The organism is Halomonas getboli (assembly GCF_023094245.1).
Classification (GTDB): Bacteria; Pseudomonadota; Gammaproteobacteria; order Pseudomonadales; family Halomonadaceae; genus Halomonas; species Halomonas getboli.
The window spans coordinates 381,623-396,068 of record NZ_JALMEW010000003.1 but is presented as its reverse complement, the minus strand read 5'-3'; the positions used below and the strand labels follow the sequence as shown (position 1 = coordinate 396,068).

Annotated in this window: 13 protein-coding genes; 8 read left to right on the top strand and 5 right to left on the bottom strand. The window is 66.9% G+C overall.

Going from position 1 to position 14,446, the window contains the following annotated elements:
- Window positions 1-29 precede the first annotated feature (29 nt).
- The 3 genes from MYL53_RS09335 to MYL53_RS09325 all read right to left on the bottom strand — a co-directional run bounded on the left by MYL53_RS09335 (window position 30) and on the right by MYL53_RS09325 (window position 2,490).
- Window positions 30-644 (bottom strand): TRAP transporter small permease, encoded by a 615-nt coding sequence (locus MYL53_RS09335; protein ID WP_247853482.1) that lies wholly within the window; start codon window positions 642-644, stop codon window positions 30-32.
- A 64-nt stretch (window positions 645-708) separates the two neighbouring features.
- On the bottom strand, window positions 709-1,680 hold the full coding sequence (locus MYL53_RS09330; RefSeq protein ID WP_247853480.1) for a TRAP transporter substrate-binding protein: 972 nt from the start codon (window positions 1,678-1,680) through the stop codon (window positions 709-711).
- Window positions 1,681-2,028: 348 nt separating this feature from the next.
- Window positions 2,029-2,490, bottom strand: coding sequence for a GlcG/HbpS family heme-binding protein (locus tag MYL53_RS09325; RefSeq protein ID WP_247853478.1), 462 nt, complete (start codon window positions 2,488-2,490; stop codon window positions 2,029-2,031).
- A gap of 221 nt (window positions 2,491-2,711) precedes the next feature.
- On the opposite strand from MYL53_RS09325, the gene MYL53_RS09320 reads away from it, so the two are divergent.
- A complete protein-coding gene (locus tag MYL53_RS09320) occupies window positions 2,712-3,395 on the top strand; it encodes a GntR family transcriptional regulator (protein ID WP_247853476.1) in 684 nt (227 codons plus the stop codon).
- A gap of 106 nt (window positions 3,396-3,501) precedes the next feature.
- Here MYL53_RS09320 and MYL53_RS09315 read toward each other — a convergent pair whose 3' ends face one another.
- The gene (locus MYL53_RS09315; RefSeq protein ID WP_247853475.1) at window positions 3,502-4,209 is read right to left on the bottom strand and encodes a glutathione S-transferase N-terminal domain-containing protein; all 708 of its coding nucleotides are present in this window, start codon (window positions 4,207-4,209) and stop codon (window positions 3,502-3,504) included.
- 335 nt (window positions 4,210-4,544) lie between these two features.
- Between MYL53_RS09315 and MYL53_RS09310 the strand changes: the two genes are divergently transcribed.
- The 6 genes from MYL53_RS09310 to MYL53_RS09285 all read left to right on the top strand — a co-directional run bounded on the left by MYL53_RS09310 (window position 4,545) and on the right by MYL53_RS09285 (window position 11,402).
- The gene (locus tag MYL53_RS09310) at window positions 4,545-6,245 is read left to right on the top strand and encodes an L-lactate permease (protein WP_247853472.1); all 1,701 of its coding nucleotides are present in this window, start codon (window positions 4,545-4,547) and stop codon (window positions 6,243-6,245) included.
- 373 nt (window positions 6,246-6,618) lie between these two features.
- Window positions 6,619-8,118 (top strand): glycolate oxidase subunit GlcD, encoded by a 1,500-nt coding sequence (gene glcD / locus MYL53_RS09305; protein ID WP_247853470.1) that lies wholly within the window; start codon window positions 6,619-6,621, stop codon window positions 8,116-8,118.
- 9 nt (window positions 8,119-8,127) lie between these two features.
- Window positions 8,128-9,213, top strand: coding sequence for a glycolate oxidase subunit GlcE (gene glcE, locus MYL53_RS09300; RefSeq protein WP_247853468.1), 1,086 nt, complete (start codon window positions 8,128-8,130; stop codon window positions 9,211-9,213).
- A 1-nt stretch (window position 9,214) separates the two neighbouring features.
- Window positions 9,215-10,456, top strand: coding sequence for a glycolate oxidase subunit GlcF (glcF, locus tag MYL53_RS09295; RefSeq protein WP_247853466.1), 1,242 nt, complete (start codon window positions 9,215-9,217; stop codon window positions 10,454-10,456).
- 59 nt (window positions 10,457-10,515) lie between these two features.
- Window positions 10,516-10,917 carry a heme-binding protein gene (locus MYL53_RS09290; RefSeq protein WP_247853465.1) on the top strand — a complete coding sequence of 134 codons (402 nt, stop codon included), beginning with the start codon at window positions 10,516-10,518 and terminating at the stop codon, window positions 10,915-10,917.
- Window positions 10,918-11,093: 176 nt separating this feature from the next.
- The gene (locus tag MYL53_RS09285; RefSeq protein ID WP_247853463.1) at window positions 11,094-11,402 is read left to right on the top strand and encodes a hypothetical protein; all 309 of its coding nucleotides are present in this window, start codon (window positions 11,094-11,096) and stop codon (window positions 11,400-11,402) included.
- A gap of 64 nt (window positions 11,403-11,466) precedes the next feature.
- Here the strand turns inward: MYL53_RS09285 and MYL53_RS09280 are convergent, their stop codons facing one another.
- The gene (locus tag MYL53_RS09280) at window positions 11,467-12,351 is read right to left on the bottom strand and encodes a choline sulfate utilization transcriptional regulator (RefSeq protein WP_247853461.1); all 885 of its coding nucleotides are present in this window, start codon (window positions 12,349-12,351) and stop codon (window positions 11,467-11,469) included.
- Between the two features lie 379 nt (window positions 12,352-12,730).
- Here MYL53_RS09280 and MYL53_RS09275 point away from each other — a divergent pair, with 379 nt between their 5' ends.
- A complete protein-coding gene (locus MYL53_RS09275; protein WP_247853459.1) occupies window positions 12,731-14,368 on the top strand; it encodes a BCCT family transporter in 1,638 nt (545 codons plus the stop codon).
- The last annotated feature ends 78 nt before the right edge of the window (window positions 14,369-14,446 follow it).

The window sequence follows — 14,446 nt, the reverse complement described above, 5'->3', positions numbered from 1 at the left end:
TTCTCATCTCCAGTGGTTCGCTGATGCCGTCAGGTGCGACCCGTGCTCCGGCCGTCGGTCGCGATGCCGTCTTCCGCCGAAGGCGTATCGGCATGAATCCCGGCCTCCTCCAGCTCGTGATCGACGAAGCCCGCGCCACGCGCGCTTTCGATCACCTCGGGCAGGCGAAGCAACTGGGCGATGATGAACAGCGCCGAGCCGATGGGGATGACCGACTGGGTAAACTGCAGCGACACATCCGTCAGGCTGATCAGCGTCGAGCCGTCGAGGATCAGCACGACCTGGTAGCCGGTATAGGCGAGCAGTACGAAGAAGGCGGCCGTGATGGCTTCGGCCAGCAGGGCGACCGGCAGGCGAATGCTCGGCGGCGCCATGTTGATGATGCTCGGGCAGGTGATGTGTGCCCCCTTGGCCGCAGCGAGCGCCGCCCCGTAGTAGGTCAGCCAGGCCAGCCCCACGGAGGCGACCTCGTCGTACCAGCTGAAGGGAGACCCCAGCAGGCGGGACATGAAACCGATGATGATGACCCCCGACAGCGCCACCACGTTCAGGAACACGATGATTTCCAGCAGCTTCTGATAGGCCGTCTTGAACTGTTTGAAGGACACGTTCGTCATCTCCGAGAAGAGGATGGAGACAGGCAACGAGCACGCCTCGCCATGACGCCCTGGAGCGGCGAGGCATGCGGATTGCCGGCGCGGATCAGGTTCAGCGCAGAGCGTCGACCTGCTCGATCATCTCCTGGCCGCCCTCGACTTCATTGCCGAACTTCTCGTAGATGGCGGCGGATTCCTCGACGAATGCCTCGGTATTCACCTTGTTGATCTGCATGCCGGCGTCCTCGAACTTGGCCAGCAGGCTGTCATCCAGCGCAGCGCCCTGCTCCAGGGCATACGCCTCGACCTCCTCGGCGGTCTCGATCAGGACCTGGCGCACCTCTTCCGGCAGGCGGTTCCAGCTGGCGCCGGCCAGCACATAGGCCGGGGTATAGACGTGATTGGACAGCGACAGGTAGTCCTGCACTTCCTGGAAACGCTGGGAGTAGATCTGGATCAGCGGGTTTTCCTGACCGTCCATGGCTCCCGTCTGCAGCGCCACGAAGGCCTCGGAGAGCGCCATCGGCGCCGGGTTGGCGCCGTAGCTCTTGAACATCTCGACGCGCCAGACGCCGTTCGGCGTTCTCAGCTTGATCCCCTCCAGGTCCTCGGGCACGTCGATGGGCCGCACGTTGTTGGTGATCTGACGGAAACCGTTTTCCCAGATGCCGATGATCTTGTAGTTCCGGCTTTCGGCCGCTTCATAGAGCTCATCGCGGAGAAAGTCGTCGCGCACGCGGCGCATGTGATCGCGATCTTCGATGAGATACGGCATCTCGAACAGCGAGAACTCCGGCGCCACACTGCTCATGATCGACGAGGGCAAGGACAGATCGAGCGTGCCCAGCTTGAGCTTGTTGAGCATCTGGGAATCGTTGCCCAGCTGGCTGGATCCGTAGGGCACCACCTCGGCCGTGCCTTCCAGCCGTTCGTTGGCCAGGCGCGCAAACTCGTTGGCGGTCTTCTCGAATAGCGACCCCGGTCCGCCCACATGACCGAACTTGATTTCGATCTCGTCGGCATTGGCCGCCTGAGCGCCGAACACCATCACGCTGGCGGCGAGAGCTGTCTTCAGGAATTTCATCACGCACTCCATTCTTGGCTTGTTGTTGTCGTCAAGTCGTGGTCGAAGCCGAGCGACCGCGCCTCTCTCCGACGCTTCCGTCGAGGCATGAACTTCCAGGACCACGCGACTTGAATTTGAATTCAAAATTCAGAATGCGAAATTAAACTTTCGTCAGAGAGCCTTGACACGCTCCCAATAGGGCTTTGGCAACAGCATGTTAGGGGAAGCAGCGGGCAAGAGACGTCAGGGAGGGCGGGAACCGCCAAGGGATAGCGCGAGGAGAAAGAAAAGGGAAAGAGCGATGAAGGGGGGAAGAGTGCCATGGCTTGACGCCATGGCACGGCAAGGATGAACGAGCATCGGGCGTCAGGCGGGTTCCAGCCCCCAGGCCAGGCCCGCGGCTTCGACGCCCGCGATGGCTGCCGCCTCATCCTCGTTGGACGAGGCGCCGCTGACGCCCACGGCACCGATGATGCGCTCCCCGGGATCGAGGATCAGCACGCCTCCCGCCACCGGCACGGAGCGGCCGCCCGAGGCCGCCGCCACGCTGGCCAGGAAGGCCGGGCGTTCGACGTTGCGCGCCCCCACCACACCGCTGGCGGCGCCGTTGCCAAGCGCAGCGAAGGCCTTGCCCTCGGCGACGGGATAGCGAAGCGGGGCACAGCCGTCCTCGCGCTCGGCCGCCACCAGGTTGCCGCCGCCATCCAGCACCACCACCGTCAATGGCTCCATGCCCGCGTCCCGAGCTCGGGCGATGGCGCCATCGATGATCGAACGCCCCTCGAGTCGCGCCAGCAGCACCCTGCTGCGATATACCTTGCCCGCCATATGCCCTCTCCTCTCGTCATTCGTGAACCCGTCTCTCACCCGCCTGAGACGGTCGCATCGCACCGCGCATCTCGCGTGATTGGCCCTGCCTCGTGTAATCTTGAATTCATAATTCTTTTTACACGACATCACCGCTGACGTCATCATGGCCAGAATGGCCGCATCGGCAGGGCCTCAGGGGCACCGTCGAGGACAAGGACAGCGCATCAAGGAATTCGACCATGAGCAAGATCCAGCATCGTAACCTTTACCGCGAAGTGGCCGACCGGGTTCGAGACCTGATCGAGCATGGCGAGCTGATTCCGGGCGAGCGCATCTCCGAGCGCGAACTGTGCGAGAAGTTCGGCGTCTCCCGCACGCCCCTACGCGAGGCGCTCAAGGTGCTGGCGGCGGAAGGCATGGTCGAGCTATTGCCCAATCGCGGTGCCAGGGTGATGAAGCTGACGGTCAAGATGGTCAAGGACACCTATGACCTGATGGGCGCCCTGGAAGGCCTGTCGGGAGAGCTGGCCTGCCGGCAGATCAGCGATGCGGAAATCGCCGGGATTCGCGACCTGCATGAGCAGATGCTGAAGCACTATCGCCAGGGCGAGCTGGCGGAATATTTCCGGGTCAACCAGCAGATTCACGAGAAGATCCTGGCCGCCTCGGGCAACGAGATCCTGATCGAGATGTACGACAACCTGAGCCATCGCGTGAAACGGGTCCGCTACTCCAATCAGATGAGCGACGACTTCTGGCGGAAGGCCGTCGATGACCACGAAAACATGATCGGCGCCCTCGAGCAGCGCGATGGCCAGCGACTGGGCCAGATCCTGCGCGACCACCTCGGCAACAAGCTCGAGGTCGCGTCGCTGACGGGCATCGTCGACGATACCGATGATCGCGACCCGGCCGCGCGCTGAGCGCCGTTCGGGATCGTTACCGCGCTGTCTTCCTGTCCGGCACCATCGTGGCCCCCGCGATGGTGCCGTTCTCTTCGGGATATCGGCCCGCCATCCGGCCAAGGCCTCAGCGATAGGCGCCCTCGATATCGGTCACCCGCGTCGCCTCGCGGCCCAGCCCGCCGTGCAGGTCGAGCATGCGTTCGCGCCAGGCGTAGACCGGATCGGCGTTGGAGATCAGGTCGGCGCTGGAGACGCAGTACGCCCACATGAAGAACCCGAACACCAGATAGTCGGCGCCCGCCGGCGCGTCGCCGTCGAGGAAGTCGGCCTCTTCCAGGCGACCGCGCATCGGCGCCAGGGCGGCATCGAGCTGTGACAGTCCCTTGGCCGGCGAGTGGAATTCCTCGAGGCTGCAGCCCAGGCGTGCCTCTCGGCTCTCGCGGAAGTAGTCGCGATCGTCGGGATGAATGACGTTGAACAGGTCCATGATGATGGTGCGCAGGATGGCCGGCGCCAGGGCCCGCTCGGCGTAGTGCTTGAAGAAGCGGGCTCGGGCCTCGGCCGGGCCCTCGCCGAGCAGCGGCGCCTCGGGGTAGGCGCGATCCAGATAGCGCAGGATGTCGTAGCTGTCGGTCACCGTCTCGTCGCCGTCGACCAGCACCGGCACCTTACCGGTGTCGGCGAAGGCCAGCGCTTGCTTGTCGGTGAAACACCAGGGGCGCACCTCGACGTCCAGGCCCTTGTGGGCCAGGGCGTAGCGCACCCGCCAGCAGTAGGGGGAGAAGCGCAGCCGCTCATCGAGGCCGCAGAGATCATAAAGCACGCGTGTCATGCCGACTCCTCGTCGCCGTGGAAAGGACTATCGATAAGGACTGTCGATGGTGACAGGCTTGCGCCCGCCTCGCCACGTCGCCACCACCCTCCTTGCCCTTGTCTATTGGTCGAATCGCCACACCGGCCGAGCGGCACCGCCTCATCGCGCTTTTCTTCTTAACTCATTGATCATAAATGCCTTTATGAAATGTAAGACAAACTTTTCGACATATCACTCATGGTCATACCAATTTACCCTGGATGGTCAATCCCCGTCGCCGGCCGTAAGGTTCTCGCGGCTCGTCGCCCGCACGCGGCCCACAACAACATCATCATCGATGAGGGACCTCATCCATGCACGACTCACTACTGGCGCTACTGGCGTTCACCCCCCTCCTGCTGGCGGGGATCCTGCTGATCGGCCTGCGCATGGCGGCACGCGTCGCCATGCCGATCGTCTTCGCCGTGACCGCCGTCATCGCCCTGTTCGCCTGGGACATGACCACCACCCGGGTGCTGGCCTCGACCCTGCAGGGCCTGATGCTGACGGTGGCGATCCTGTGGATCATCTTCGGTGCCATCCTGCTGCTCAACACGCTCAAGCACTCCGGCGGCATCACCGCCATTCGCAACGGCTTCTCCGGCATCAGCCCCGACCGCCGCGTCCAGGCCATCATCGTCGCCTGGCTGTTCGGCTGCTTCATCGAGGGCGCCTCGGGCTTCGGCACGCCGGCCGCGGTGGCCGCCCCGCTGATGGTGGCGCTCGGCTTCCCGGCGCTGGCCGCCGTGGTCGTCGGCATGATGATCCAGTCCACCCCGGTGTCCTTCGGCGCCGTGGGCACGCCGATCGTGGTCGGCGTCTCGGGCGGCCTCGACAAGAGCGGCATCACCTCGGCCCTGGAGGCCGGCGGCGGCAGCTGGCTCGACTACTTCCACCTGGTGTCCGGCGAGGTCGCGATCATCCACGCCATGGTCGGCATGTTCATGCCGCTGCTGATGGTCACCGTGATGGTGCGCTTCTTCGGCGCCAACCGTTCCTGGAAGGAAGGCCTGGCCATCGCGCCCTTCGCGCTGTTCGCCGGCATCTGCTTCGTGGTGCCCTACGCGCTGGCCGGCGTGCTGCTGGGGCCGGAGTTTCCGTCGATGATCGGCGCCATGGTCGGCCTGGCCATCGTCGTGCCGGCCGCCCGCCGCGGCTTCCTGATGCCCCGCGATACCTGGGACTTCCCGGAATCGTCCTCCTGGCCGGACCAGTGGATCGGCAAGCTGGTGATCAAGACCGACGAGGTGGTCGGCAAGACGCCCATCTCCACCGCCATGGGCTGGCTGCCCTACGTGCTGCTGGCGATCCTGCTGGTGGCCTCGCGCACCATCGAGCCGCTGAAGGAGGCGCTGACCTCGGTCAGCCTGAGCTGGAGCAACATCCTCGGCGAGGCCGGCGTGTCCGGCAGCATCCAGCCGCTCTACCTGCCCGGTGGCATCCTGGTGGCGGTCGTCCTGCTCACCGCGCTGCTGCATCGCATGCGCCTCGGCGAGCTGCGCGCCGCCTTCGGCGAGTCCACCCGCACCCTGGCCGGCGCCGGCTTCGTGCTGGTGTTCACCATCCCCATGGTGCGCATCCTGATCAACTCCGGCGTCAACACCGCCGACCTGGTCTCGATGCCGGTGGCCATGGCCAGCCTGGTGGCCGACGGCGTGGGCGGCATCTACCCGCTGTTCGCCCCCGCCGTGGGCGCCCTGGGGGCCTTCATCGCCGGCTCCAACACCGTGTCCAACCTGATGCTGTCGGACTTCCAGTTCAACGTCGCCCAGCAGCTCGGCGTCTCCACCGTGATGATGGTGGCCCTGCAGGCCGTCGGCGCCGCCGCAGGCAACATGATCGCCATCCACAACGTGGTTGCGGCCTCGGCCACCGTGGGCCTGCTCGGCCGCGAGGGCGTCACCATCCGCAAGACCATCCTGCCGACGCTCTACTACGTGCTGGCCGCGGGACTGATCGGCCTGATCGCCATCCAGGCGTGGAACATCGCCGACCCGCTGCTGGCCCTCGGCTAGGCCGGACCCGCCCGCGGCCAACGGCCGCGGGCAGGCGCCCGATCGCCTCGTTCATTAGTCTAACGAGCGCCGGGCGCCTCTCCGGATCATTCCCCGAGACCGCACTCTAACTCCTTGATTGTCCATGGACATTGCCTGAAGCCCGCCACATCACCGCTGCAGGTAATTGGTATGACCAATGACCCAACATAGCCATCCGTGCCGTCCGGGTCGTATCGTTCTCTCATCAGGCCTTCCTCGTCGCCCTCGCGGCTCACCGCTCACGCGGTCGACGGAGCGTGGACGAGTAAGAACCTGGAAAATATTTTTGCAAACGCACGAGGCGTGTTCTGATCGCTGTCATGCCATCGCTGCCTCACCAGCCGGAGCCGTCATGAACATCCACTACGACGCACGACTCGATGGCGAGCTGCCCCGCCGGGACAAGGCGGAGGTGCTTGCCCACCTCCAGCAGGCCGCCCCCGGCCTGACGCTGCTTCACCGCGAGGAAGACCTGCATCCCTTCGAATGCGACGGTCTGGCCGCCTATCGCGTCATGCCGATGCTGGTGGCCCTGCCCGAGACCCTCGAGCAGGTCGAAGCGCTGCTCAAGGGCTGCCGGGCACTGGGCGTGCCGGTGGTCACCCGCGGTGCCGGCACCGGCCTCTCCGGCGGTGCCCTGCCGCTGGAGCAGGGCGTGCTGCTGGTGATGTCGCGCTTCAAGCGCATCCTCGAGATCGACCCCGATGCCCGCATCGCCCGCGTCCAGCCCGGCGTGCGCAACCTGGCCATCTCCGAGGCCGCCGCGCCCCACGGGCTATACTACGCGCCGGACCCCTCCTCCCAGATCGCCTGCTCGATCGGCGGCAACGTGGCGGAGAACGCCGGCGGCGTGCACTGTCTCAAGTACGGCCTGACCGTGCACAACGTGATGAAGGTCGAGATCCTCACCATCGAGGGCGAACGCATGACCCTCGGCAGCGAGGCGCTGGACGCCCCGGGCTTCGACCTGCTGGCGCTGTTCAACGGCTCGGAGGGCATGCTCGGCGTGGTCACCGAGATCACCGTCAAGCTGCTGCCCAAGCCCGAGACCACCAAGGTGCTGATGGCCAGCTTCGACGACGTGGGCAAGGCCGGCCGCGCCGTGGGCGACATCATCGCCGCCGGTATCATTCCCGGCGGGCTGGAGATGATGGACAACCTGGCGATCCGCGCCGCCGAGGACTTCATCCACGCCGGCTATCCGGTCGAGGCCGAGGCCATCCTGCTGTGCGAACTGGACGGCGTGGAAGCCGACGTCGACGACGACGTCGACCGGGTCCGCGAGGTGCTCGAGAAGGCCGGCGCCACCGACATCCAGCAGGCCCGCGACGAGGCCGAGCGCGCCCGCTTCTGGGCCGGGCGCAAGAACGCCTTCCCCGCGGTGGGCCGCATGTCGCCGGACTATTACTGCATGGACGGCACCATCCCGCGCCGCGAGCTGCCCCGCGTGCTGCAGGGCATCAGCGACCTGTCCGACGCCTACGGGCTGAAGGTGGCCAACGTCTTCCACGCCGGCGACGGCAACATGCACCCGCTGATCCTGTTCGATGCCAACCGCGAGGGCGAGCTCGAGCAAGCCGAGGCGCTGGGCGGCAAGATCCTCGAGCTGTGCGTCGAAGCCGGCGGCTCGATCACCGGCGAGCACGGCGTGGGCCGCGAGAAGATCAACCAGATGTGCGCCCAGTTCGGCAGCGACGAGCTGACCACCTTCCACGCGGTGAAGGCAGCCTTCGACCCCGAGGGCCTGCTCAACCCGGGCAAGAACATCCCGACCCTGGCGCGCTGCGCCGAGTTCGGCGCCATGCACGTGCACGGCGGCGAGCTGCCGCATCCCGAGCTGCCCCGTTTTTGAGGAATGATCATGGCCACACCCACATCCCCGCAAGACCGGGACGTCAGCACCGAGCTGGGCGAGCGCGTCCGCCAGGCCAACGCCGCGGGCACGGCGCTGCGCATCGTCGGCGGTGACACCAAGGCCTTCTATGGCCGCGCCGTCGAGGGCGAGGTGCTCTCAACCCGCGAGCACCGCGGCATCACCGGCTACGACCCGGTGGAGCTGATCGTCTCGGTGCGCGCCGGCACCCCGCTGGCCGAGCTGGAAGCGGCGCTGGCCGAGAACGGCCAGATGCTGCCCTTCGAGCCACCCCACTTCGGCGACGCCGCCACCGTCGGCGGCACGGTCGCCGCCGGGCTCTCCGGCCCGCGCCGCCCCTGGGCCGGTGCGGTGCGCGACTTCGTGCTCGGCGCCCGGGTCATCACCCACACCGGCGACGAGCAGCGCTTCGGCGGCGAGGTGATGAAGAACGTCGCCGGCTACGATCTGTCGCGGCTGATGGTCGGCGCCCAGGGCGGCCTGGGGCTGCTCACCGAGGTCACGCTCAAGGTGCTGCCGCGCCCCTCCTCCAGCCACGGCCTGCGCCTCGAGATGCCGCTTGACGAGGCCCGCGAACGCCTCGCCGAATGGGGCCGCCATCCGCTGCCGCTGACCGCCGCCGCCTGGCAGGACGGCGCCCTGCACCTGCGCCTCGAAGGCGGCCCCGGCTCGGTGGCCGCCACCCGAGAGCGCCTCGGCGGCGAGGACCTGGATGCCGGTTTCTGGGACGACCTGCGCGAGCAGCGCCTGCCGCTGTTCGGCGGCGATGACGACCGCCCGCTGTGGCGCATCTCGCTGCCCCAGCGCGCCAGGCTCGAGGCCGACGGCCTCGACGAGCAGGCCATGCTCCACGACTGGGCCGGTGCCCAGCGCTGGCTCAGGACCGAGCTGCCCGCCGCGGCCCTGCGCGAGGCCTGCGCCACCGCCGGCGGACACGCCACCTGCCTGACCCCGGGCGCCGCCGAGCCCTTCACGCCGCTGCCCGAGGTGATGCTCAAGTATCACCGCCGCCTCAAGGCCGAGCTGGACCCGAAGGGGATCTTCAATCCAGGCCGACTCTACGCGGAGCTCTGACATGCAGACGCACTTCACCGAACAGGATCTCGAACAGCCGCACATCCGCGAGGCCGACCGGGTGCTGCGCACCTGCGTGCACTGCGGTTTCTGCAACGCCACCTGTCCCACCTACCAGCTGCTGGGCGACGAGCGCGACGGCCCCCGTGGACGCATCTATCTGATGAAGCAGATGCTGGAGAACCCCGAGGACGACGTCGTCACCGAGGAGACCCGGCTGCACCTGGACCGCTGCCTGACCTGCCGCAACTGCGAGACCACCTGCCCGTCCGGGGTGGAATACCACAAGCTGCTCGACATCGGCCGCGCCGAGATCGAGCGCCGGGTGCCGCGTCCCGCCGCCGAGCGCGCCCTGCGCTTCGGCCTGCGCAAGGTGCTGGTCGAGCCGGCCCGCTTCCAGGCGCTGCTCAAGCTCGGCCAGACCTTCCGCCCGCTGGTGCCCGGCACCCTGCGCGACAAGATGCCGCCGGCGCCGGTGGATGCCGGCAAGCGCCCCGAAGGCAAGCGTCATGAACGTCAGATGCTGATCCTCGAGGGCTGCGTGCAGCCGGGGCTCTCGCCCAACACCAACGCCGCCACCGCCCGGGTGCTCGACCGCCTCGGCATCGGCCTGACCCCGGCCCCGGAGGCCGGCTGCTGCGGCGCCATCGACTATCACTTGAACGCCCAGGACGCCGGCCGCTCGCGGATGCGCGCCAACATCGACGCCTGGTGGCCCCATATCGACAAAGAGGGCGAGGCCGGAGTGGAGGCCATCGTGCAGACCGCCAGCGGCTGCGGCGCCATGGTCAAGGAATACGGCGAGGTGCTGGCCGACGACCCCGACTACGCCGACAAGGCCGCGCGCATCAGCGCCCTGGCCAAGGACCTGGTGGAGATCCTGCGCGACGAGGACCTCGAGCCGTTGACGCTGCGCGAACACAAGCGCCTGGCCTTCCACTGCCCCTGCACTCTGCAGCACGCCCAGAAGCTCGGCGGCAGCGTCGATGCCGTGCTGGCCCGGCTCGGCTTCTCGCTGACCCCGGTGCAGGACGCGCACCTGTGCTGCGGCTCGGCCGGCACCTACTCGGTGACCCAGCCAGAGCTCGCCACCGAGCTGCGCGACAACAAGCTCGACGCCCTGGAGGCCGGCGATCCGGAGGTGATCGCGACGGCCAACATCGGCTGCCAGACGCATCTGAACGGCGCCGGCCGCACTCCGGTCAGGCACTGGATCGAGATCGTGGACGAGGCGCTGGCGTGATCATCGGCGCGACTCGGCGTTTCTCACTTACAAGAAGTCATAGAGAAGAGGAAATTACCATGCAAACAAAAGCTGTACTGACCCTGGACGATGTCAACGCCCTGCTCGACGCGGGCCAGAAGGAAGCCGAGGCCAACGGCTGGGCCGTGACCATCGCCGTGGCCGACGACGGCGGCCACCTGCTCGGCCTGCGCCGCATGGACGGCGCACCGCCCTTCAGCGCCGGCGTCGCCAGCGAGAAGGCGCGCAACGCCTCTATCGGCCGCAAGGAGACCCAGGCCTTCGAGGACATGATCAACAACGGCCGCACCGCCTTCGTCACCGCGCCGATGCAGGCCCTGCTGGCCGGCGGCGTACCGGTCCTCGTCGACGGTCAGGTGGCCGGCAGCGTCGGTATCTCCGGCGTCAAGCCCGACCAGGACGTGCAGATCGCCAAGGCCGCGGTGGCCGCGGTGGCCTGATCTCGCACGCCCCGCGTGTTGCCTCGGAACCCCGGCCACGGCCGGGGTTCTGTCGTTTCGGTGCCGAATATTCGAGACAAGACTTGCGTATTAGCCATTTTTTGCATAGGTTTTGTATAGCATTCGATGAAACGCACGGATGCCTATCACGCCCATCGACGGACGAGAGGTACACCATGAAACGCAATGCGACTGCTGCCCTCACCCTTAGCGCACTGATGATGCTCTCAGGCTCCGCTCTGGCGGCGCATCACGAGGAAGATGAGATGGCTCCCGACAACGGCGTCGACAGCGCCAATGACGTGGAGCATGCGACCATGGAAGGTCATGACGGCGCCATGAGCGACGAAGCCATCGTCGAGGAGGGGGGCACGGATAGCGCCAACGATCCCTCGCAGGAAGCCGCCACTCATGCTGAAGGCAGCGTTGCCGACGACATGGCTGTCGAAGGCGGCGTGGATTCTGCCAACGACCCCGAGGACTGAGGGTCGCGCAGACCAAGGAAGGCGAATGCCCAGCGAACCCCGGCCAAGGCCGGGGTTTTTCGTGTCACGGCCGGCTGCGCCGTGACTTCACCCAATTCAGGAAGGCCCGCTTGGCGGCGCGATGGTCCTCCGGATGCACGTCGATCACGCCATAGCCGTTGGAGGTGCTCAGCGAGAGCCCCTCGAGCCCCACCAGCATGCCGCGCTCGAGCAGGTCGTCGACCAGCCCGCGCCAGCCCAGCGCCACCCCCTGGCCGGCAATGGCCGCCTGCACCAGCAGCGGATAGTTGTTGAAGATCAGCTCCGACGGCGCCGGCTGCACCCGGCCGCCCAGGCGGGCAAAATAGCCGGGCCAGTCCATCCAGCGCTGCCCCTGATCGGCGGTCAGCGTCAGCAGCGGTACCTCGCCCAGCCGGGCCAGGCCGTCGATCGGCCCGTGCCGGTCCAGAAACGCCGGGCTGCAGACCGGGAACACCTCCTCGTCCAGCAGCCGCATCGCGCCCTCCAGATCGCGCCCCTCGCCGAGCACGATGGCGATATCGGCCTCCTGCCCCTGCCAGTCGAACACGCCCTGATTGGTCTGGAGGCGCACGTCGATATCCGGGTGTCGCTGGCGAAAATCCGGCAGCCGCGGCATCAGCCAGTACGTCGCCAGCGAGAAGTCGGTGAGAATGTTGAGGCGCGGGTTGCGCTGATGCTGCTGCAGGCGGTCGATGGTCCGGTCGATGGTCGCAAAGCCCTGCTGGACGGCCTCGAACAGCAGCTGGCCGGCGTCGGTGAGGCGCACGCCGCGATGCACGCGGTCGAACAGCGTCAGGTCGAGCGCCTCCTCCAGGGCACGCACCCGCTGGCTGACCGCCGACTGGGTCGAGCGCAGCTCCCGCGCCGCGGCGGTGAAACTCAGCTGGCGAGCGGCCACCTCGAACACCCGCAGGCCGTCGGGTGACACTCGCCTATCCATCAAAGCCATTAGCCGTCCTAATACGAAACATAATAAATCAGCGAGTTTACAGGGTCTGATATTAGCTGTGAGACTTTCGCCGCTGCCAGACCGGGCTAGGATGTAGCCTGGAGCCGCCTCGAGGCCGCCGCGCCGAGCCTGAGCCAGGGCTCATGCCGGACGGCCGCACGCCGCGGCGCCCACCCGGCCTGAACCGGCAGCGCCCGGCCCGTTGCCGGGCCCGCCATCTTTTCCACGAGGGAGCGCGCTCCATGACACAACGCGACAAGCATCACGCCCCCGCATGGCCGACCAGCGCCATGCCGTCGGAGGCGTCGAGAGACGCGCTCCGCCATTCCTCCTCCCCTATCCGCAGGAGCACTCTCCCATGAGCCATCCAAGCGAGCCGGCCCCACCGACGGTGTCGAGCGACATGCAGACGGACTACACCGTCGGCCAGGACAATATCGAGGGTAACCTGGGCCCCATCGGCTTCGATATCCATAACCGGGTCTTCGCCATCTCGGCGCTGGCCTCGATCCTGTTCATCGTCCTCACGCTGCTGTTTCCCGAGCGCGCGGGAAGCCTCTTCCAGTCCATCGTCAGCTTCTCCACCACCACCCTGGACAGCTACTTCATGATCGTGGTGGACGGTTTCATCGTGTTCAGCCTGGCGCTGGTGGTGCTGCCCTACGGCAAGGTGCGGCTGGGCGGCCCCGATGCCAGGCCCGAATACAGCTATCTGTCATGGTTCTCGATGCTGTTCGCCGCCGGCATCGGCATCGGCCTGCTGTTCTTCGGCGTGCTGGAGCCGGTCTATCACGCCAACGTCTCCTCGCCGCTGGGCACCCTCTCGCCCTTCGGCGCCGACGGCACGCTGAACCCGGATGCCATCGCCGACGCCACCGCCATGGGCCTGGCCGGCACCTACCTGCACTGGGGCATCCACGGCTGGGCCGTCTACGTGGTGATGGCGCTGGCGCTGTCGATCTTCACCTACAACAAGGGCCTGCCGTTCTCGATCCGCTCGGCGTTCTTCCCGATCCTGGGCGACCGCGTGTGGGGCTGGCCGGGTCACCTGATCGACATCCTGGCGGTGTTCTCCACCCTGTTCGGGCTGGCCACCTCACTCGGCCTCGGCGCCCAGCAGGCCAACGCCGGCATGAACTTCGTCTTCGGCCTGGACGTCAACATCACGACCCAGGTCGTCGTGATCGCCCTGGTCACCGCGGTGGCGCTGGTCTCGGTGTGGCGCGGGCTGGACGGCGGCGTGAAGCGGCTCTCCGAGCTCAACATGCTGATGGCCGTGCTGTTCTTCTTCTTCGTGCTGTTCGCCGGCCCGACCCTGGCGGCCATCAGCGGCTTCTGGACCGGCCTCGAGACCTACGTCACCGAGTTCCTCCCGCTGTCGGCGCCCTTCGGCCGCGAGGACGACGCCTATCGCCAGTCCTGGACCATCTTCTACTGGGCCTGGTGGGTCAGCTGGGCGCCGTTCGTCGGCATGTTCATCGCCCGCGTCTCCCGCGGCCGCACGGTGCGTGAATTCGTGATCTGCGTGCTGCTGATCCCGAGCCTGTTCATCTTCATCTGGATGGGCGTGTTCGGCGCCACGGCCCTCGACCAGCTCTATGCCAACCCGGCCGGCAGCCTGGTCAAGGAATACGTGATCGACAACTACAGCCCCGAACTGTCGCTGTTCGGCATGCTCAACGAGCTGCCGCTGTCGGGCCTGATGTCGACCCTGGGCATCATCCTGGCGCTGATCTTCTTCGTCACCTCGTCGGACTCCGGCTCGCTGGTGATCGACACCATCACCGCCGGCGGCAAGATCGACGCGCCGCGTCCCCAGCGCATGTTCTGGGCCACGGTGGAAGGCCTGATCGCCATCGTGCTGCTGATCGGCGGCGGTCTCTCGGCGCTGCAGGCCGGGGTCACGGCCACCGCGATCCCGTTCTCGGTGGTGATGATCGTGATGTGCTTCACCATCATCAAGGCGCTGAACGGCGAGCTGCGCGCCCTGCGCTGAGGCCGGTCACCCGCTGATGCCCCCCCCCCGGGGGATCGCCGTGTCGCGGCGACTCATCCGGGGGGCGGTTCTCGTCTG